At 63.2% G+C, this 16,371-nt stretch carries 28 protein-coding genes; 5 read left to right on the top strand and 23 right to left on the bottom strand.

Annotated features, from left to right (window positions below; translation table 11 throughout):
- Positions 1 to 29: 29 nt before the first annotated feature.
- The 3 genes from V5G24_RS15930 (at position 30) to V5G24_RS15920 (ending at position 955) form a co-directional block, all read left to right on the top strand.
- The gene (locus V5G24_RS15930; RefSeq protein WP_394081241.1) at positions 30 to 359 is read left to right on the top strand and encodes a hypothetical protein; all 330 of its coding nucleotides are present in this window, start codon (positions 30 to 32) and stop codon (positions 357 to 359) included.
- Between the two features lie 39 nt (positions 360 to 398).
- Positions 399 to 641, top strand: coding sequence for a hypothetical protein (locus V5G24_RS15925; RefSeq protein ID WP_394066010.1), 243 nt, complete (start codon positions 399 to 401; stop codon positions 639 to 641).
- 74 nt (positions 642 to 715) lie between these two features.
- Positions 716 to 955, top strand: coding sequence for a hypothetical protein (locus V5G24_RS15920; RefSeq protein ID WP_394081243.1), 240 nt, complete (start codon positions 716 to 718; stop codon positions 953 to 955).
- A gap of 15 nt (positions 956 to 970) precedes the next feature.
- On the opposite strand, the gene V5G24_RS15915 is transcribed toward V5G24_RS15920, so the two are convergent.
- The 6 genes from V5G24_RS15915 to V5G24_RS15890 all read right to left on the bottom strand — a co-directional run bounded on the left by V5G24_RS15915 (position 971) and on the right by V5G24_RS15890 (position 4,995).
- A complete protein-coding gene (locus V5G24_RS15915; RefSeq protein WP_394081245.1) occupies positions 971 to 1,399 on the bottom strand; it encodes a group II truncated hemoglobin in 429 nt (142 codons plus the stop codon).
- Positions 1,392 to 3,437, bottom strand: a complete 2,046-nt coding sequence (locus V5G24_RS15910) for a thioredoxin domain-containing protein (protein ID WP_394081247.1) — start codon at positions 3,435 to 3,437, stop codon at positions 1,392 to 1,394. Before V5G24_RS15910 ends, V5G24_RS15915 begins: the two co-directional genes overlap by 8 nt.
- Positions 3,438 to 3,628: 191 nt before the next feature.
- Positions 3,629 to 3,796 carry a hypothetical protein gene (locus tag V5G24_RS15905; RefSeq protein ID WP_394046550.1) on the bottom strand — a complete coding sequence of 56 codons (168 nt, stop codon included), beginning with the start codon at positions 3,794 to 3,796 and terminating at the stop codon, positions 3,629 to 3,631.
- Positions 3,793 to 4,155 carry a DUF6156 family protein gene (locus V5G24_RS15900; RefSeq protein WP_394081249.1) on the bottom strand — a complete coding sequence of 121 codons (363 nt, stop codon included), beginning with the start codon at positions 4,153 to 4,155 and terminating at the stop codon, positions 3,793 to 3,795. Before V5G24_RS15900 ends, V5G24_RS15905 begins: the two co-directional genes overlap by 4 nt.
- A 22-nt stretch (positions 4,156 to 4,177) precedes the next feature.
- On the bottom strand, positions 4,178 to 4,636 hold the full coding sequence (locus V5G24_RS15895) for a Rieske (2Fe-2S) protein (RefSeq protein ID WP_394081251.1): 459 nt from the start codon (positions 4,634 to 4,636) through the stop codon (positions 4,178 to 4,180).
- Between the two features lie 50 nt (positions 4,637 to 4,686).
- The gene (locus tag V5G24_RS15890) at positions 4,687 to 4,995 is read right to left on the bottom strand and encodes a hypothetical protein (RefSeq protein WP_394081253.1); all 309 of its coding nucleotides are present in this window, start codon (positions 4,993 to 4,995) and stop codon (positions 4,687 to 4,689) included.
- Between the two features lie 160 nt (positions 4,996 to 5,155).
- Here V5G24_RS15890 and V5G24_RS15885 point away from each other — a divergent pair, with 160 nt between their 5' ends.
- Positions 5,156 to 5,809: a glutathione S-transferase family protein gene (locus tag V5G24_RS15885; protein ID WP_394082086.1), complete on the top strand. Its 654-nt coding sequence runs from the start codon at positions 5,156 to 5,158 to the stop codon at positions 5,807 to 5,809.
- Positions 5,810 to 5,900: 91 nt separating this feature from the next.
- Positions 5,901 to 6,185, top strand: a complete 285-nt coding sequence (locus tag V5G24_RS15880) for an aldehyde dehydrogenase (protein WP_394081255.1) — start codon at positions 5,901 to 5,903, stop codon at positions 6,183 to 6,185.
- 166 nt (positions 6,186 to 6,351) lie between these two features.
- On the opposite strand, the gene V5G24_RS15875 is transcribed toward V5G24_RS15880, so the two are convergent.
- The 17 genes from V5G24_RS15875 to V5G24_RS15795 all read right to left on the bottom strand — a co-directional run bounded on the left by V5G24_RS15875 (position 6,352) and on the right by V5G24_RS15795 (position 16,275).
- Entirely contained in the window at positions 6,352 to 6,570 is a 219-nt protein-coding gene (locus tag V5G24_RS15875; protein ID WP_394081257.1) for a hypothetical protein, read from the bottom strand.
- Between the two features lie 17 nt (positions 6,571 to 6,587).
- Positions 6,588 to 6,890, bottom strand: coding sequence for a 2Fe-2S iron-sulfur cluster-binding protein (locus tag V5G24_RS15870; protein ID WP_394081259.1), 303 nt, complete (start codon positions 6,888 to 6,890; stop codon positions 6,588 to 6,590).
- A gap of 57 nt (positions 6,891 to 6,947) precedes the next feature.
- Positions 6,948 to 8,150, bottom strand: a complete 1,203-nt coding sequence (locus V5G24_RS15865; protein ID WP_394081261.1) for a DegT/DnrJ/EryC1/StrS family aminotransferase — start codon at positions 8,148 to 8,150, stop codon at positions 6,948 to 6,950.
- Positions 8,147 to 8,416: a DUF6129 family protein gene (locus V5G24_RS15860; protein ID WP_394081263.1), complete on the bottom strand. Its 270-nt coding sequence runs from the start codon at positions 8,414 to 8,416 to the stop codon at positions 8,147 to 8,149. Before V5G24_RS15860 ends, V5G24_RS15865 begins: the two co-directional genes overlap by 4 nt.
- A 46-nt stretch (positions 8,417 to 8,462) precedes the next feature.
- Positions 8,463 to 8,822, bottom strand: a complete 360-nt coding sequence (locus V5G24_RS15855; RefSeq protein WP_394081265.1) for a DUF3024 domain-containing protein — start codon at positions 8,820 to 8,822, stop codon at positions 8,463 to 8,465.
- 118 nt (positions 8,823 to 8,940) lie between these two features.
- Complete coding sequence (locus tag V5G24_RS15850) at positions 8,941 to 9,180, bottom strand: nitrogen fixation protein NifZ (protein ID WP_394046570.1); 240 nt, start codon at positions 9,178 to 9,180, stop codon at positions 8,941 to 8,943.
- Positions 9,177 to 9,497 (bottom strand): nitrogen fixation protein NifZ, encoded by a 321-nt coding sequence (locus V5G24_RS15845; protein WP_394065997.1) that lies wholly within the window; start codon positions 9,495 to 9,497, stop codon positions 9,177 to 9,179. Before V5G24_RS15845 ends, V5G24_RS15850 begins: the two co-directional genes overlap by 4 nt.
- Positions 9,494 to 10,267, bottom strand: coding sequence for a 4Fe4S-binding leucine-rich repeat protein (locus V5G24_RS15840; RefSeq protein ID WP_394081267.1), 774 nt, complete (start codon positions 10,265 to 10,267; stop codon positions 9,494 to 9,496). Before V5G24_RS15840 ends, V5G24_RS15845 begins: the two co-directional genes overlap by 4 nt.
- Complete coding sequence (locus tag V5G24_RS15835) at positions 10,257 to 10,796, bottom strand: tetratricopeptide repeat protein (protein WP_509292245.1); 540 nt, start codon at positions 10,794 to 10,796, stop codon at positions 10,257 to 10,259. Before V5G24_RS15835 ends, V5G24_RS15840 begins: the two co-directional genes overlap by 11 nt.
- 31 nt (positions 10,797 to 10,827) lie before the next feature.
- Complete coding sequence (locus tag V5G24_RS15830; RefSeq protein ID WP_394081271.1) at positions 10,828 to 11,139, bottom strand: HesB/IscA family protein; 312 nt, start codon at positions 11,137 to 11,139, stop codon at positions 10,828 to 10,830.
- An 11-nt stretch (positions 11,140 to 11,150) separates the two neighbouring features.
- Complete coding sequence (locus tag V5G24_RS15825) at positions 11,151 to 11,375, bottom strand: 4Fe-4S binding protein (RefSeq protein WP_394081273.1); 225 nt, start codon at positions 11,373 to 11,375, stop codon at positions 11,151 to 11,153.
- Between the two features lie 34 nt (positions 11,376 to 11,409).
- The gene (gene nifB / locus V5G24_RS15820) at positions 11,410 to 12,972 is read right to left on the bottom strand and encodes a nitrogenase cofactor biosynthesis protein NifB (RefSeq protein WP_394046580.1); all 1,563 of its coding nucleotides are present in this window, start codon (positions 12,970 to 12,972) and stop codon (positions 11,410 to 11,412) included.
- A gap of 299 nt (positions 12,973 to 13,271) precedes the next feature.
- The gene (locus tag V5G24_RS15815; protein ID WP_394081275.1) at positions 13,272 to 14,135 is read right to left on the bottom strand and encodes an SIR2 family NAD-dependent protein deacylase; all 864 of its coding nucleotides are present in this window, start codon (positions 14,133 to 14,135) and stop codon (positions 13,272 to 13,274) included.
- Positions 14,136 to 14,141: 6 nt separating this feature from the next.
- The gene (gene nifT / locus V5G24_RS15810; RefSeq protein ID WP_394065991.1) at positions 14,142 to 14,357 is read right to left on the bottom strand and encodes a putative nitrogen fixation protein NifT; all 216 of its coding nucleotides are present in this window, start codon (positions 14,355 to 14,357) and stop codon (positions 14,142 to 14,144) included.
- A gap of 55 nt (positions 14,358 to 14,412) precedes the next feature.
- The gene (nifS, locus tag V5G24_RS15805; protein ID WP_509292324.1) at positions 14,413 to 15,504 is read right to left on the bottom strand and encodes a cysteine desulfurase NifS; all 1,092 of its coding nucleotides are present in this window, start codon (positions 15,502 to 15,504) and stop codon (positions 14,413 to 14,415) included.
- Between the two features lie 72 nt (positions 15,505 to 15,576).
- Entirely contained in the window at positions 15,577 to 15,867 is a 291-nt protein-coding gene (locus tag V5G24_RS15800) for a NifU family protein (RefSeq protein ID WP_394081279.1), read from the bottom strand.
- Between the two features lie 87 nt (positions 15,868 to 15,954).
- Complete coding sequence (locus V5G24_RS15795; RefSeq protein ID WP_348844637.1) at positions 15,955 to 16,275, bottom strand: HesB/IscA family protein; 321 nt, start codon at positions 16,273 to 16,275, stop codon at positions 15,955 to 15,957.
- Between the last annotated feature and the right edge of the window lie 96 nt (positions 16,276 to 16,371).

Below are 16,371 nucleotides of genomic sequence, written 5' to 3'. Positions count from 1 at the left end.
GCGGACCCGGGGCACGCGGCGCGGAGGTGATGATGAGCATCATCAAGGCTGATTTCGGGGCGGAAAAGCGCACGGCGGCCCGCCGCCTGCGCACCCTGCTGAGCTTGAGCGCCCTGCACGAGGCCAATGTCCGCGGCAATCCGGTGCCGTATCTCGAGCGGGCCAGCGAGCGAATTTATCAGCTCGAAAAGGTGTTGTTCGACGCTGCTGCGGCGGCCCGTCCTTCTGGGGACGAGCCGCGCACTGCGGAACCGGTGATGATCGAGACAAGCGAATATCTGTGCCTGCTCGCGTGCCGAGACATCGTCGAGACCGCCTTGAAGCAACTCGCATCCGAGGACGCGGACGCGGAATCATAGCCGGCCGGGAAACCGAAATTCTTTTAAATGGAGGAATAGATGTCGCTTGAGGGCTTCTTCGTGGACTGGAACGGGAATGTACGCGAAACGCGGGATCCGGGCGGCGGATATGTCTGCGAAAGCGATCCGGTGGCGCGCTACGTGGCCATCACCACCAAGGGCGGCACGCTGATCCACGAGGCCACTTTCTATCGCTCGCTTGCCGACATCGCGAAAGCAGGGATCAAAGCGGAGCTGGTGCCGGGGTCGCACCCCTGGGGGCAGCGGGACGAGGGATTCTGACCCACGCCTGGCAGCGCGGGGCAGCCGCGCGTGACGGGGTATGAGGGAAGGCTTGCCATGATGGGAGACGTGTCATGATGCCGACCACCATCCTTATCGACGAGGCGCCGCGCTGCGTGGTGCGGCCCGTCGACACTAAGGACCTTCAGCGCTTCCTGCGTAACGCCAAGGCCTATCTGCTGGCGGAGCGGCCGGACGGCAAGATCACCCATCGCTCGGCCGATGAAACCGAGCTGGCCCGCTGGCGCAACGCCCTGGCCTTGCACAAGGCCTGGGGCGGGGCGGACGAGGAATTCTTCGGCGTTCCGCTGTAAGACGCACCCCCGCCTTTACGGGCGAGCGTGGCCGGAATCGTGCGGATTGTCGGCCTGGTTGCGCATCCAGTCGGCAAGCTTGGCGAGCGCGTCGTCGATCTCCCGTCGGGCGGCCTCGTCGTCGACGGTCTCCTCCAGCGCGCCGCGCATGCACGCCAGCCAAGCGTCGCGCTCCGCATTGCCGATCTTGAAGCCCATGTGGCGCTGGCGCAGGCGCGGATGGCCCTTTTCCACGGAATAGAGCTTCGGCCCGCCCGTCCATTCGCACAGATAGCGCTTGAGCAGAGTCTTTGTGGCCGAAAGATCCGGCGCATGCATGGCACGGATCTCCTGGGCCTGCTCCAATGTGTCCATCCGGCGATAGAAAGCTTCCACCAGGCGATCGATGGTGGTCGCACCGCCGATGCGTTCGAACATAGAGAGTTGGACCGCCACGTCAGACATGGCTCACCTCCAGATTTTGGCCCACGGGCGGTGCCTGCCGGCCCGAAAGGGCGAGTTGCAAGAGTTCCGGATCGGTGACCGGCAGCGAGCAGGTATCGCCGATGCAGACATAGGCGGTGGCCTTGCCCGAAATGCTCTCCTTGCCGTGCGCGGGATGACCGAGCGGGGTTTGCTCGCCCGCGCCCAGCACCCGCAGCACCCGGTTTGGGATGCAGCAGGCTTGAACGGCATCCAGCAATTCCCGCTCTCCAGTGCCGGCGCGGATGACGATCTGCACGCTGTTGGCGAAGGCATCGAGGCCGCTGAGGAAGGCTGCAAGCGGTATCGCATTGCGCGCCACCTCGCCGGCGAAGGCGCCAATCTGCCGTTCCGCGCGGGCGCGATATTCCCCCTTTCCTGTCAGCAGGAAGAGGGTGGAGAACACCTCCACCATCATCCCGTTGCCCGAGGAGGTCGCATGGTCGAACGCGTTGCGGATGCGCGCGATGAGACCGGGCGCATCCTGGGGCGTGAGGAAATAACCGCCACGCTCTTTGTCGCGGAACTGGGCTTCCAGATGCTCCACCCAGGTTTCCGCGCAGGCAAGATAATAGGGATCCGAACGCGTCTGGTAGAGCGTCAGGGCGGCCCGGCTCATGGCGGCATAATCATCCAGCAGGCCGGGATGGGTTCGCCCCGCGCACCAGGAATGGTGCAGACGGCCCCGTGCGTTGGTCATCTGCGCCAGGATGAAGGAGAACGCCTGTCCCGCCGCCTCGATCCAATCTTCCCGGCCCAAGGCGCCGCCGGCGAGGCAAAGCGCGCTGATGGCAAGGCCGTTCCAATCGGCCAGGACCTTGTGGTCGCGGCCCGGACGCACGCGGCCGTCGCGCGCCGCGAGCAGCTTTTCACGCGCGGCGGCGAGGCGGGATTCTGTGGCAGGATCGGCAAGGTCCGGCTTCTCGGAGCGGTTGAGGATGCTGCGCCCCTCCCAATTGCCGATCCGGTGCACGTCATAATGGGCCTTGAAAAGCGCGGCCTCCGGACCCAGCACGCGCTCGACCTCGGCTGCGGTCCAGACGTAGAATTTTCCTTCCTCATGCTCGCTGTCGGCATCGAGGGCGGCGGCGAACGCACCGCCGTCCACGCGCATCTCGCGCAGCATCCAGGCGACGGTTTCCGTGATCCGCTCGGCATACAGGGGATTGCCCGTTTCCTGCCAGGCCCAGGTCAGCAGCTCGACCAATTGGGCGTTGTCGTAGAGCATCTTTTCGAAATGCGGGACGAGCCAGGCATTGTCGGTGGAATAGCGCGAATAGCCGCCGCCGAGATGGTCGTAGATGCCGCCTTGCGACATGCGATCCAGCGTCAGCAGCACGCCGTCGCGCAGCTTGGCCTTGCCGGTGCGCTTATAGCCGCGCCACAGAAGCGCGAGCACGGGGGATTGGGGGAATTTCGGCGCCTGCCCGATGCCGCCGTCCACCTCGTCGATGAGGTCCGAGAACTTAAGGCAGATCTCGTCCAATATGTCGGGGGTGAGCAGATTGTCCGGCGGTGGCTCGGACAAGCGGGCGAGGCCCGCGCGCAGCACTTGCGTGTTCTTCTCCACCGTCTCCTTTTGGCCGGAATAGACCTGCGCCGCGCGGCTGAGCATGTCGCGAAACGCCGGACGGCCATGGCGGCTTTCGGGCGGATAATAGGTGCCGCCCCAGAACGGCTCGCCCTTCGGGGTCAGGAACATGGTCAGCGGCCAGCCGCCGCGCTGTCCGAGCAGGGTGAGGGCGTTCTGATAGATGAGGTCGAGGTCCGGCCGTTCCTCCCGGTCCACCTTGATGGGAACGAACAGATCGTTCACCAGGGCGGCGGTTTCGGCATTCTCGAAGCTTTCCGCCGCCATGACATGGCACCAATGGCACGCGGCATAGCCGATGGAGAGCAGAATCGGCTTGTCTGCCGCCTGCGCAGCGGCAAGCGCCTCCTCGCCCCACACCTGCCAGTGGACCGGATTGTCCTTGTGCTGGAGCAGGTAAGGACTGGTTTCGCCCGACAGATGGTTCATGGCTCCGCCGCTTCCCTTGCCGAAGATCTTCTCTGCTCAGGGCAAAGCAATTTGCTCGCCATCGCCGTGGAGCGTGGGAAACCGCAGGAATTTCCCCCAATTCGTCCCTTGTTCCGAGTTCAGCGTGAAGGAAGCCCGACATAAAGACGTCGCATCTTCATCGCGGGGGCGTCAGCTGCGCCCGCTTGGCTCTATTCATCCATGCTCGGAAGCAAGATGACCTCCGCCGGAGCGCCGGGGCCATGGTCTTCCACGAAATCCAGCGCGTCGACGCGCGAGAGGCCGCCGTCGGTCTCCATCAGGACCACCGCGTCCTTCGGCATCTGCATGAGCGCATCGAGCAATTGTGCGACAGTCATGATGATCCGCATCCCTCATTTTCCGCCGCCAGATCCGTTTCCGGCACCAGGTCCGCGCCCGGACGCGGCGCGCCGGTCTCGTCGAAGCTCAGGGCCGCCGGCTCCTCGTCCAGCATCACGATCTCGGCGCGCTTCAACCGGCCGTTGGGGTGGTAGGCATAGCGATGGGAGAGTTCCACTTCGCCGTAGACCACCTTGTCGAAGCCGCGCAGCACGCCAGCCGGATCGAAATAGGCGCGGATGAACGTGTTGCGGTTGGACAGCGCATCCGCCTCGATTGCGTTGACCAGGGTGAAGGGCAGTTTCACCCCGGTATAGGAGACAAAGAAGCGGCAATGCTCTTCGGCCGGCTCCGCCATATGCGTATTCTCCCGCCGCCCGTCATTCCGGGTGGATCATGATTTCCATGGTTTCATCGAGGTCGCTGAAGGGATCGGGAAAGCCGTCGTCTTCCACCAGCTCGATGCCGCATACGCACACCTCCCCATCGACTACGGCCAAAGCGAGGGGCTCCAGATTCTTGCCTTTGCAGGGTCCCTTCACGCAGGCCCCGGTATCGATTTCAAAGGTCGCGCCGTGCCGCCCGCACCGCAGGAATTCCCCATCGGGCGTGAAGAATTCACCCGAGCCGATATTCAGCCAGCGACCTTCGTGCGGGCAGACGTTCGAATAGCCGAAATAATCATTGGTGAGCGTACGCACGATGAAGATGGGAAAGGGGCGGGTCTCGCGGTTCTCCCCGGTTTCGACGACGCGGGACAGGCGGAACGATTTCACCCCGCCGGGCGCGATGCTCGACGCCGCGCAAATAACGAAAACCTGGATTTCCCCTGGAGACATCGGCAAGCCCCTGCATCCCTTCGCGACGGCGTGGCCGCAGACGCCGTGCGTCAGATCGCGGACAGGGTGCGCGCACCCTGAAGCACCGGATAATTGTCGCGCAAAAGGCGTTCCAGCTTGCGGCACAAGGCGCTGTCCGATGCTGCGCCGGGCCCGACGAAATCGGTGCCTTCGTCCCAGATTTCGAAGAAGCAGTGCAATTGGTCTTCATAAGCCGCATCGGGCACCACGGTGAGATCGTTGAGCCGTGCGATGCCTTCCGAGGAGACCTCCAGGCGCCAACTGCGGTCATCGGCGACCGAGGCCAGCAAGGCGCTGACATCGGCCGTGGTCCAGGGTGTTTTCAGGTCGAGGGCCATACTGGTTTCTGTCGCAAACGCGACGCTCCCGGTCACATGTCCCGCACAAGTGGCTCCTGCACGGGGGAATGCCCCGATATTTGCATGAAGCATGCCGCGAGACGCCCGCAGGCGCGGGTCTGCCCGTTTCCCGACATGGCGAGGACGAACCATGGCCCTGATGAAGTTCTATATGACGCCGGGATCTTGCTCCACGGGCATTCACATCCTGCTGGAGGAACTGGAGGAGGTGTTCGAGGTCACGATCGTGAACCTGCCCGCCGGCGATCATTTCAAACCGGACTATGTCGCGATCAACCCAAAATCGACAATTCCGACCCTTGTGCGCGCGGATGGCTCTTCGCTCACCGAGGTCCAGGCCATCGCCTATTGGCTGGCGCGCAGCCGGCCGCGTGCGAAGCTCTGGCCGGAAGATGTGGAGCTTCAGACGCGGCTCGTGGAAGCCATGGCCTATGTGGTGGGAACGATCCACGGCCAGGGGTTCGCGCGCATCTTCGCGACATCCACCTTCGCTCGTGAGGTCGCGGAGCACGAGCGCGTGCGCCAACTCGGCCGGGACATCGTGTGCAAGGGCTTCGAGGTGCTGAACGCGGCGATCGGCCCAGGGCCTTATCTGGCGGGGGCCTTCTCGGCTGCCGATCCGGTGCTGTTCTATGTGGAATTCTGGGCCGAGAAGACCGGCATCGCTTTGCCGGAAAATCTCCTCGCCCATTACCGGCGGATGCTCGCCCGGCCCGCCGTCCAGCGGGTGCTGCGCGAGGAAGGGTACAACACCGCGGCGCTCGGGCATGGGGCCGCCGTTGGGGCGGCATGAAGCACGCGGGGAATGAGGTGTGTCGGAGATGAGCCGCGCACGGATCTTGCATCGCGAGAGCGGGGCGAACGCAACGCTTTAAGGGATCGTCATGAGCCAGATGTTTGTCGTGGAAGAACGCAATCAGGACGACATGTCCCGCAAGGCCGGAATTTATCTCTACGGCGATACGAAGCTCTGGCTCGATGGGGACGTGGTGCACCGCGCGGACGGTCCGGCGATTATCGGGCCGGATGGGGTCGAGCGTTGGTACATCCATGGCAAGGACATGACCCGGGACGTGAAGACCTTCTTCTTCGACCATCGCTGGCCGGTGCAGAGTGGTCTTGATACGGCGGAGAAGATGGCCTTGTTCCAGGGCCAGTTTCTCAAATGAGCCGCTGATCTTGGGCCTGTGTGGGCGGATGATGTATCTATCCGCCCCGCCCCGCGCCGTCAGGGCGCAATCATCGCAAAGCGGGCATGTTTACATGCGAAGGCTGATCCCTTCAGGGACCAGCCTTTATCGCTTGGCAGACATGTGCGAGGGCTAAGTCCTGCCGTCAGGCCGCGCTTGAGATTGCTTCCGCCTTGAGGGTCTCAAGCTTTGCCTTCTCGATGCGGAACACCCCGCGTCCGCCCGAGAATGCCTGGTAGACATCGCCGGCGCGGTCGCTGAGCAGGTTGAACCAGTCCTGCGGGGTGAGACCGGCCGGGCGTTCGCTGATCTCGACCACCGAACCGTTCGGCACGAAGCGAGCATGGATAATGACGATTTCCATTTTTTCCTCCTTGCCGGTCAGGAATCGAAGCCGAGCAGCTCGATCTTGATGTTTTCGGTGCCGAGCACCTTCGCCTGGCAGGCAAGGCGCGACTTGGAGCTGACACCGACGATGGCATCGAGCTTCTCATTCTCCTCGCGGGCGATCTTGGACAGGCCTTTGCGGCCTTCCAGCACGAAGATATGGCAGCTGCCGCAGCTCGCCTTGCCTTCGCATTTGTGCGCGATGCCGATCTCCGCGCCGAGCATCGCCGCCAGCAGGCTGGAACCTTCCGCGACATCGAAAGACTTGCCGGAGGGCATAACGGTAAGCGTGGTCATTTTCTTCTCCTAGGCTTGATTTTGCGATATTGAAATCTACGAGTCCCCACCAGAATTTCAGTAGATCGCCGCGCCGGCGCCCACATTGATGGATGCATCCTTCATCGTGGCCACGATGAATTCGATCTGATCTTCGGTGAGATGGGTGTGGAACGGCAGGGCCACGGCCCGGTCGGCGAGCTTTTCAGTCACCAGCAGGTCGCCGCGGCGATACCCCATGTCCAGATAATGACGCTGCATATGAAGCGGATTGCAGTATCCGGCCGCCTCCACATCCTCGACCCGCAAGTCTTCGACAATGGCGTCGCGGCTGGAGCGCGAAAAGCGGTTTCCGAGATGCACCAGATAGAGGAACCAGTTCACCTCGGTAACATCCGGCCCCACATAGGGATCCTTGATGCCCTCGAACGACGCGACATGCTTGTAATACAAGTGCTCGATCAGCCGCCGCCGTTCCAGGATCTCGTCGATGCGTTTCAACTGGGCAAGGCCGAGCGCGGCGGAAATGTCGCTCATGTTCGCCTGATAGGGCGCCGAGCCGCTCACCACCACGGAGCCGCGCTCTTCCAACCCGTGCGCGCGATGCCGGCGCACGGTCACCGCAAGATCGATATCGTCGGTCACCAGCATCCCGCCTTCGCCGCAGGTGAGGGCGGAGGGCTGGGCGAAATCGAACACCGACATGTCGCCGAAGGTGCCCACCAGCTTGCCCTGATAACGCGAGCCGATGGCCTCTGTGGAATCTTCCAGCAGGACAAGGCCATGGCGCTGCGCGAGTGCACGCAGGCCTTCCCAGGCGGCGGGGTGGCCATTGGTGTTGGCGGCGATAATGGCGCGCGTGTGCGGCGTGATCTTCGCCTCGGCCTTTTCCGGCGCGAGCGTCCCGGCCCAATAATCGATGTCCGCGAATACCGGGCGGGCGCCGGCGAGGCTGACGGCGTGGGCGGTCTCGCGGAAGGAATAGGACGAGGCGATCACCTCGTCGCCCGGCCCGATGCCCGCGGCCTTCAGCGCAAGCAACAGGCCGATCGTGCCGCTTGGAACCGCGAGCGCATATTTGCGGCCGAGATAGGCGGCGAAGGCATCCTCGAAGGCGGTCACGCCCGGGCCGGCGGAAAGGCGCGGCGCCCGCATGGCGGCGTCCACCGCTTCGATCTCGGCCAGCGTAATATCCGGATCGGAGAGCGGAATCAGCTCCACCTCATCTTCACCGGCGGCGGCGACGTCGTCGCGTTCTTCGGAAAGGGCGGCCTCGGTCATGGCATCGTCTTTCGGGCTGCGAGCACGATGCCGGTGGCGCGTTCCGGGTCCGTCGTGATCAGCACGCAATGATCGGCGGCATCCAGCAGGTGGACCTCGAACTTCGGATAGATTCGGAACGGGGTTTCAGTCACATCCGACGCATCGCACCGGGTCCAGGACAAATGCGGAAACCGCTTGCGCAAATCCGCGAATACGCCCGCATCCGCGTCCACGGCTGAAAGTATCTGGTCGATCTGCGTCAAGTCGTCCGCTTTCAACGCCATGTTCATGATCCTGTGTTGGAGATCTGACAATTTTATCTATGCAAAATCATTGCCAGAATGTGCGCTCATCATCGAGGTTCAGCTGATCGAGGATGGAGCTCAGGCGGACATGAACGCTGTGAAGCTCCCAAGCACCGGTCTTGTGGTTTTTCCAGAACAGACGCCAGGTGGCGTTCTCCGGCTCGAACAGGAGCAGGGCGACGTCGATGATTCCGCCCGCGGCGTCGATGTTCCGCGAGCAGCAAGGACTGGAGATGCGATAGCCGCCGTCGACATCCACAACGCTCGGCTCCACGTAGCGGTAACGCCGCCGCGCCTTGATGCCGCGCGCGATGCGCCGTCGATCCAGCTCGTTCGGGTGCGCCGACACGGGTGTCGGCGGAAATTTTAATGTCGCCGAATTCATGGCCCAGCTCATGCTCTCGTGCAGTCTCTGCAGGAACGCGCAGCGGTATGCGTGCGATAATTGCGACCAGGCAAATTGTTGCAAAATGTTCGGCAAGCCGAAGATTGTCGAACAAGATTTAGAGCGGAACGATTTCTTCTTCCAGGCAGCCGATCACCAGGTGTTCGCCGAATTCGACGAGATAAATTGGCATGTTCGCCTCAGTGTGTGTGCCAACCTGGACAATTTCGCCGGTGGCCCCGGTGGCCACCAGCAGCGCCTCCAGCGGGGCGGCGGGAAACGAGCCATCGTTGTGAAGGTCGATTGTCGCCTTCACGCGCTGTCCCCATTGGTATTTCGGAAGCCTGGGCTCGATCACGCTATGGTTCCTCCGGGCAGGGGAATGTCCGCCATGTCGTCGCGGGAAAGAACCGGCTCCAGTTCCTTCTTCTTCATGCCGACGCGGTTGCCGCTTTCCATGAATTCGACGCCGTAAATGTAGAATTGCTGGAGGAAGGTGCCGATGCTGACCACGTATCCCTCCTCGCCTTTCTTTGCCAGGATGTCGCCGATCTCCTTCCCGGCATAAGTGCCATCGTTGCGGATGGTCCGCTTCGCCTTCACCTTCTCGCCGAAGGAAAAATATGGAGGGGCGGTAATTTCGACGACGTCGCTATCGCGAACAATATTGCTCATCGCGGATGCTCCATTGATCGACCTTGGCTGTTCAATCTGCGTGAGCGCGCCATGTCCTGGACGAACGCATCCGCGTCGTCGGCGAGCTCGGCGATGTCTTCAACCGCGATCTGGCGCGCCACCTCGTAGCGCACACGCCAATCGGGATCGTGTCGCAGGCGGGCCAGGAGATCCGGCGAGAGGCGTTGCGCAATCTCCAGCCGGACCGCCGCGTCGGCATCGTCCACCATCTGCAGCAACCAGTCGCGCGGCAGGCGTTGCGCGACAATCCTGCGGACTTCCACCTCCGGGTCGTCGATCATGCGCGCCAGCAGCGGCGCCGCGACGCGCCGGGCGATGACCAGGCGCACGTAATAATCCGGGTCCGCCATCATGGGGATCAGCTCGGCGTCGTCGAGCAGCGAGACGATGCGGATGCGCACCTCGCGATGGGGGTCGTGCCGCAGCCGCAGGATCAGCCGCTTCGGCAGCCGCCGCGCGGCGTTCCAGCGCACGGTTTCTTCCGGGTCGTCCAGCAGCGGCTGGAGCACGAACGGGCTCGCGTGCTTAGCTGAGATCGCCCGGACCTCGAAATGGGGATGGGCGATATAGCTGTTGGAGAGGCCCGGATTCCAATTGAAGAAACGATCGATGCGCCGGGCATAGCGGTCGTGCACACAGGCATGCTTCAGCCGACAGAGGCCAGCGCTGAGCATGTCCTGGTGCGCACAGGCGGCGCAATCAATTTCATTGCCCTGCCAATCGCGGGCTTCGTCGATTTCATCCATCATCGTCTTGCCCAATGCGTTCGAGAACGTCGAGCAATACCTTCGCGCCGATCTTGTCGCTGGGGTCCAGCTGGATCAACTTGGTGACGGCCGCGCGCCCTTCTTCCAATGCGCCAAGGCGCATCTGGAGATAGGCGTAGCCCTTCAGGGTGAACAGATAGAAGCGGGGCAGCATGGCGTCGTAGCGGCCGAACTCGGCGTCGCCCGCGCTCACGTCCTGCCAGCGCGGGGCGAGATTGTTCTCGCGGGCCGCCTTTTCCAGGCATTGTTTCGCCACCTCGAGCGCCTCCGCAAGTCGCCCTTTGTAGAAATAAAAGCGATAAAGGCCGATCAGCACGGCGGCGTGCCCAGGTGCGAGCGCCTGGGCCTCGCGCAGATGGCGTTCCGCGACCTCGTCCTGGTGATAGGAATGGCCGGCCTGATTAAGGTGCGCCTCGGCCGCTGGCGGCAGCCCTCCACCAAGGAGGGCTGCCGCCAACAGGCCATCGTCGAGGCCAGGGCCTGCCATGTCCAAACTTGTGGTCTGCGTCATGGCTGGGACCTCGCCCTCGCGCGGCTTCGGCTCAACCGTGCGAACTGCACGAATGGGCCTTTGGATCGCGAAACACGAGCCCGGTCTGGGCGGGCGTGTCGGCGAAGTCGATGGTGACGCCGTCCAACAGGAGCCGGCTTTCGGCGGGCAGGAAGAAGCGCACGCCGTTGCGTTCGACGATGGCATCGCCGGCCGAAGGCGCGGGCAGGACCGCGATGTCGGCGGAAAGGCCCGAGCATCCGCCGGGCGTCACCGCCAGCCGGAAGCCGCTGGTGGCGCCGCCGTCTGCGCGCAGCATGAGGCGTACGAATTTTTCAGCCGCCGGGGTGATGGTGAAATTCATGGCTGGACGCCTCAGGCCGGAGCTTGGTAGCGGGGATAGGACGTGTCGATGACGCAGGTGTCGTCGACCGGGCATACCGCGGTGCATTGCGGTGCATCGAAGTGGCCGATGCACTCGGTGCACTTCTTGGGGTCGATGATGAACGTTCCGTTCTTCTCCCGGATCGCCACATTGGGGCATTCCGGCTCGCAGGCTGAGCAACTCGTGCACTGCGAGGCAATGATCTTCAGGGCCATCGTCTGCTCCTAGACTTCATCGGTATTCGAAAGATCAGGCGGCGGTGATCAGCGCGCCCTGGCGGATCTCGGCGTCACCGCGCTCGACATGCTCGATCTCGCCGCTGTTCACCTTGTCGAGGTAGGCCTTGAACCAGGCGATGGCCGACTTCTCGATGAATTCGTGGGCGTATTGGTCCACGGGATCGATGCCCGCCTTTTGCAAATCGCCCTTCGGGCAACCGCCGATCTTGGCCACGAACACCGCATGGCAGTCGTTGATGGCCCGGATCACTGTTTCCAGGCTGTCCTCGTCGCCATAGCCGCCCTGGCAATAGAGGTCGACGCGCCGGTGGCCGACGAATTTCGCGCCCGCGGTGGAGAGTTCATAAACCTGGAACTCCTTGGCATGGCCGAAATGTTCGTTGATGAGTCCGGAGCCCTTGGTCGCGACCGCCACCAGCAGCTTGATGTCGCTTTGCTCGCCGGCGAGCGTCGTCAGCTCTTCCTGCTTGGCGGCGACCTTGGCGACGCGCTCTTCTTCCACCATGGCCTGGTAGGCCTTGCGGCTGTCGAGGTCGTAATTGACCTCCATGGCCATGATCTTGTCGGTGGTGAATTCGGCGCTGCGATCCTCGCCTAGCAGCCCGACCGCATCGGCGCGGCACTGGCGGCAATGACGCATCATGTTCATCTCGCCCTCGCAGCTGTCCTGCAGGGCCTTCAGCTCCTGAGCCGTCGGACCACGCTGGCCGGTGAGGCCGAACACGGTGCCGTGCTCGGGCGCCGAGATGAGGGGCATGATGTTGTGCAGGAAGGCGCCGCGCGACTTCACGGCCTTGTTCACCTCGACCAGGTGCTTGTCGTTGATGCCCGGGATCATCACCGAGTTGACCTTGCACAGGATGCCGCGCTCGGTCAGCATTTCCAGGCCCAGCAGCTGACGGTCGGTGAGCAGCTTGGCGGCTTCAACGCCGGTGTAGCGCTTGTGCTTCCAGAACACCCAGGGATAGATCTTCGCGCCGATCTCCGGGTCCACCATGTTGATGGTGATGGTGACGTGATCGACGTTGAAGCCGGCGATGGTGTCCACGTGGTCGGGCAGGGTAAGCCCGTTGGTGGAGAGGCAGAGCTTGATGTCCGGCGCGGTCTTCGAGATCAGCTCGAAGGTCTTGAAGGTCTTCTCCGGATTGGCGAGCGGATCGCCGGGGCCGGCGATGCCGAGCACCGTCATCTGCGGGATGGTGGAGGCGACCGCGAGCACCTTCTTGGCGGCCTGTTCCGGGGTCAGCTTCTCGCTCACCACGCCCGGGCGGGACTCGTTGGCGCAGTCGTATTTGCGATTGCAGTAATTGCACTGGATGTTGCAGGCGGGCGCCACGGCCACGTGCATGCGGGCGTAATGGTGGTGGGCTTCCTCGCTGTAGCAGGGATGGTTCTTGACCTTCTCCCAGATTTCCGTCGGCAGGTCGCCCTGGCCCGCGGCCGAGCCGCAGCTTGCCTTGCCGCTGCCGCCCGATGTGCCGCAGCCCTTGTGCTCCGCAATCGCCTGCATGACTTCGCTGACATTCGCGACGCTTCCGGCCGATGCGCCTTCGTGCTGTGCTAATGCGTGCATGTCCGTTCCCCGTTGCTGGCCAAATTCAAAAATGTCCTGGGGAGATACGAGCAACTCGCGTGCCAGCGCCTGAAAATACCTGAATTTGAGCAATATCAATTTCTTGCCGACAATCCTGCTCTGTCGCCTTGCGAACACGTGCCGACGAAAGCTTTGACGGTATGTTGGAAAGATTACAGATATCGCGGGTGCCGGGCGGCGGCCTTAGGGGGGAGGTGCCCCTCAAAAACACATCGGAGCGCCAAGGCGCTCCGATGGACATCAGACGGAAGGGCAGGCAGGTCAGCCGCGCAGCCAGGTCAGCCGCGCAGAATCTCCACGGCGCGCTCCAGCGGCAAGGCGATGGGCGTGAGGCCCTGGGAGATGAAGAAGCGCGTCTCGTTCTTGGACAGGGCCTGCGGCTCGACGATCGCAAAATGCTGCGAGCCCGAACGCTTGGAAATCTGGCGCGCGTAGGTTCGCAACAATTGGTCGTTGAACCGACAGCCGATGAACAGGAAAGTGCGCTGCGTGCGGCGATCCTTCACGACGTCCGGAATCGGCGTCTGAATGTCGATTTCTGTCAGGACCTCCACATAATCCGCGTCGGAAATCAGGAAGTTCTTGGCCGGCGCGATGGAGCCATGCGGCTTGTAGAGCAGCGTCGCCCAGCCGGGGGCTGCGGCACGCTCGGATTCTACACCGGCGGCGTCGTAGAAGCGATACCAGCGATCTTCGCCGATGCCGGCGCGGGTGATGCCTTGCACCTCGCCCCAGTCGGTGCGCTCCGACAGGGCCGTGCGCATGGCGCCGTCGTACCAAGTGTCGACGATCATCGGCAGGCGCAGGGTCGCGAGATAGCGATGCAAAGCGGTGGGCTCAACCGGCGGGCTGAAGGCTTCGTTCATCAGCGCGGTGACGGTGGAGCGGTGCTTCATGCTCTCGATGTGCTGGGCGGACGCCCAGGCATTGCCCTTGGCGCGCCGCGGCAGGGCGACCTTGGTGGCGAAGAAGGCCGCCAATGCCTCCGGATTCATGGGGATGGCGGGCTTGGACAGCTCTGTCAGGCCGGGTCCGAGATAGGGCACGACCATGCCGGCCCGCATCTGCTCGGCGACCTTGGTCAGCACCGCCTCAGCATCGACGGCGTTGGCGAAATCGATATGGGGAATCGGGGCGTTCATCGACGTTCAACCTTCTTCGCCACGCTTGCGCGCGTTGATGGTGATCGGCAGCGTGGTGCCTTCGGCCATTTCGGGCAGATCGAGCACCCAGCCATTCGCGATCTTGATCCAGCCGCCCCACAGGGTCTCGTGTTCGGTCTCGACGATCGGCTCCTCGAGATCCTTCTTGGGCACGTAGATGGACAGGCCGGTCTCGGGCGAGCGGCGGATCATGATCTTCATAATAAGCTCCGTGAACTGGGGACGGGTATTCCGGTGTAGACGTGCCGCTTCATTGTCAGTTGGGTGACAATGTCCGGAGTTTCGTGATGATTTCGGGCAGCACCTGCAAAACCCGGTCAACTTCATCGACCGTATTTTCACGCGAGAACGAAAAGCGGATGGCGCCGCGCAGGGCGCTTGCCGGCACGCCCATGGCGCGCAGCACATGCGAGGGTTCCATGGAGCCGGACGAGCAGGCCGATCCCAGCGAGGCGGCGATGCCGGCGCGGTTGAGATGGTGGAGGATCGCCTCGCCTTCGAGATGCTCGAACGCCACATTGGATGTATTGGGCAGGCGGTTGTCCCGATCGCCCAGCACCAGGCAATGGCCGATCTGCTGCACAACGCTGTCTTCCAGGCGGTTGCGCAGGGTGCCGACTTCGCCGGGTGTGGCCTTGAGATGGGCAAGGGCGAGCTCCGCCGCCTTGCCGAGGCCGATGATGCCGGGCACATTCTCCGTGCCGCCGCGCCGCCGCCGCTCCTGCGGGCCGCCGCGCACCAGGGGGCTGAGTTTCGTGCCCTTGCGCACATAGAGCGCGCCGATGCCCTTTGGGCCGTGCAGCTTGTGTCCGGACAGCGAGAGCATATCGATCTGCGTCGCCTGGAGGTCGACGGGAACCTTGCCGACCGCCTGTACCGCATCGGTATGGAACAGCGCGCCGGCGGCATGCGCCAGCTCGGCGAGGTGCGCCACAGGAAACAGGGTGCCGGTTTCGTTATTCGCCCACATCACCGAGGCCAGCGCCGTGCGCGGCCCGAGCGCGTCGCGATAGGCATCGAGGTCCAGCCGGCCGCTGGCGTCGACGCCGATGATGTGGACCTTGACCCCCTGCGTCGCCTGCAGATGTTCGAGGAGTGCAAGCACCGCGGGATGCTCGACCGCCGAGGTGACGATCTCGTCGCGCCCCTCCTGCGTATCGAGCGCGGACAGGATAGCGGTATTGTCGGATTCGGTGCCGCCCGAGGTGAAGACGATCTCATGGTCGAAAGCCGCCCCCAGTAAAGCCTGAAGGCCTTTGCGGGCGGCTTTCAGGCCGGTTGCGACCTCGCTGCCGAAGGCGTGGACTGAGGAGGCATTGCCGAACTGCTCGGTGAAATAAGGCAACATCGCTGCGACGACGGCCGGGTCCGTGCGCGTCGTCGCATTGTTATCGAGATAGATCGGCACCGTATGTCTCTTTCAGTGCCGTGCCTTTGCCGCGCCGGCCACAGGCACGATGCGCACCAGCTCGCCGAGCCGCTCGACCACCTTGGACTGGATGCCCTCCAGCGTCATGCTGGCCAGCTTGCAGAACACGCAGGCGCCGGTGAGCCGGACCATCACCTTGTTGCCCTCGATACCCAGCAGCTCGCAATCGCCGCCGTCGCGCTGAAGGTTCGGGCGCACGTCCTCGATCACCGCCTTGATGATCCGCACGCGCTCGCTGTCTTCGGCGGGGGGAGCCTGCACATTCTCGGTTTCGGCCAGCATGACATTCTCCTGGAGAAGATTTCTGCGGAAGCCGGCATGCGCGCGCGCCGTGAGCAAAGCGCATGCCGGAGCAAGGAGGCAGCGAGGTCAGCCGAAGGATTTGCCGCAGGAGCAGCTGGACTTGGCGTTGGGATTCTCGAAGGTGAAGCCCGACCCTTCCAGGGCCACCACGAAGTCGATGGTGGTGCCGGCCAGATATTCATGGCTCTTGTTGTCCACGAAGACCTTCACACCGTTGCGCTCGATCACCGTGTCATCGGGATCGCCCTCGGCCACGAGGCCCATCTGGTATTTGTAGCCGGCGCAGCCGCCCGCCTCGACCTGGATGCGCAAGCCGCTGGCGGGCTCGGCGGCCGAGGTCATGGCCGTCCGCACCGCATTCACAGCACTATCCGTCAGATTGATCATTGTCCGCCCTCACTGATTGGACCTGTCTGAGATGATTTCAGCAAGTCCCGTGCCATCCAGTAAGAGATTGAAATGCAATAATATTGTTGATCTTTG

It is taken from the genome of Roseixanthobacter finlandensis (assembly GCF_043195105.2).
GTDB lineage: Bacteria > Pseudomonadota > Alphaproteobacteria > Rhizobiales > Xanthobacteraceae > NCEH01.
This window is presented reverse-complemented; position numbering and strand designations above follow the sequence as displayed.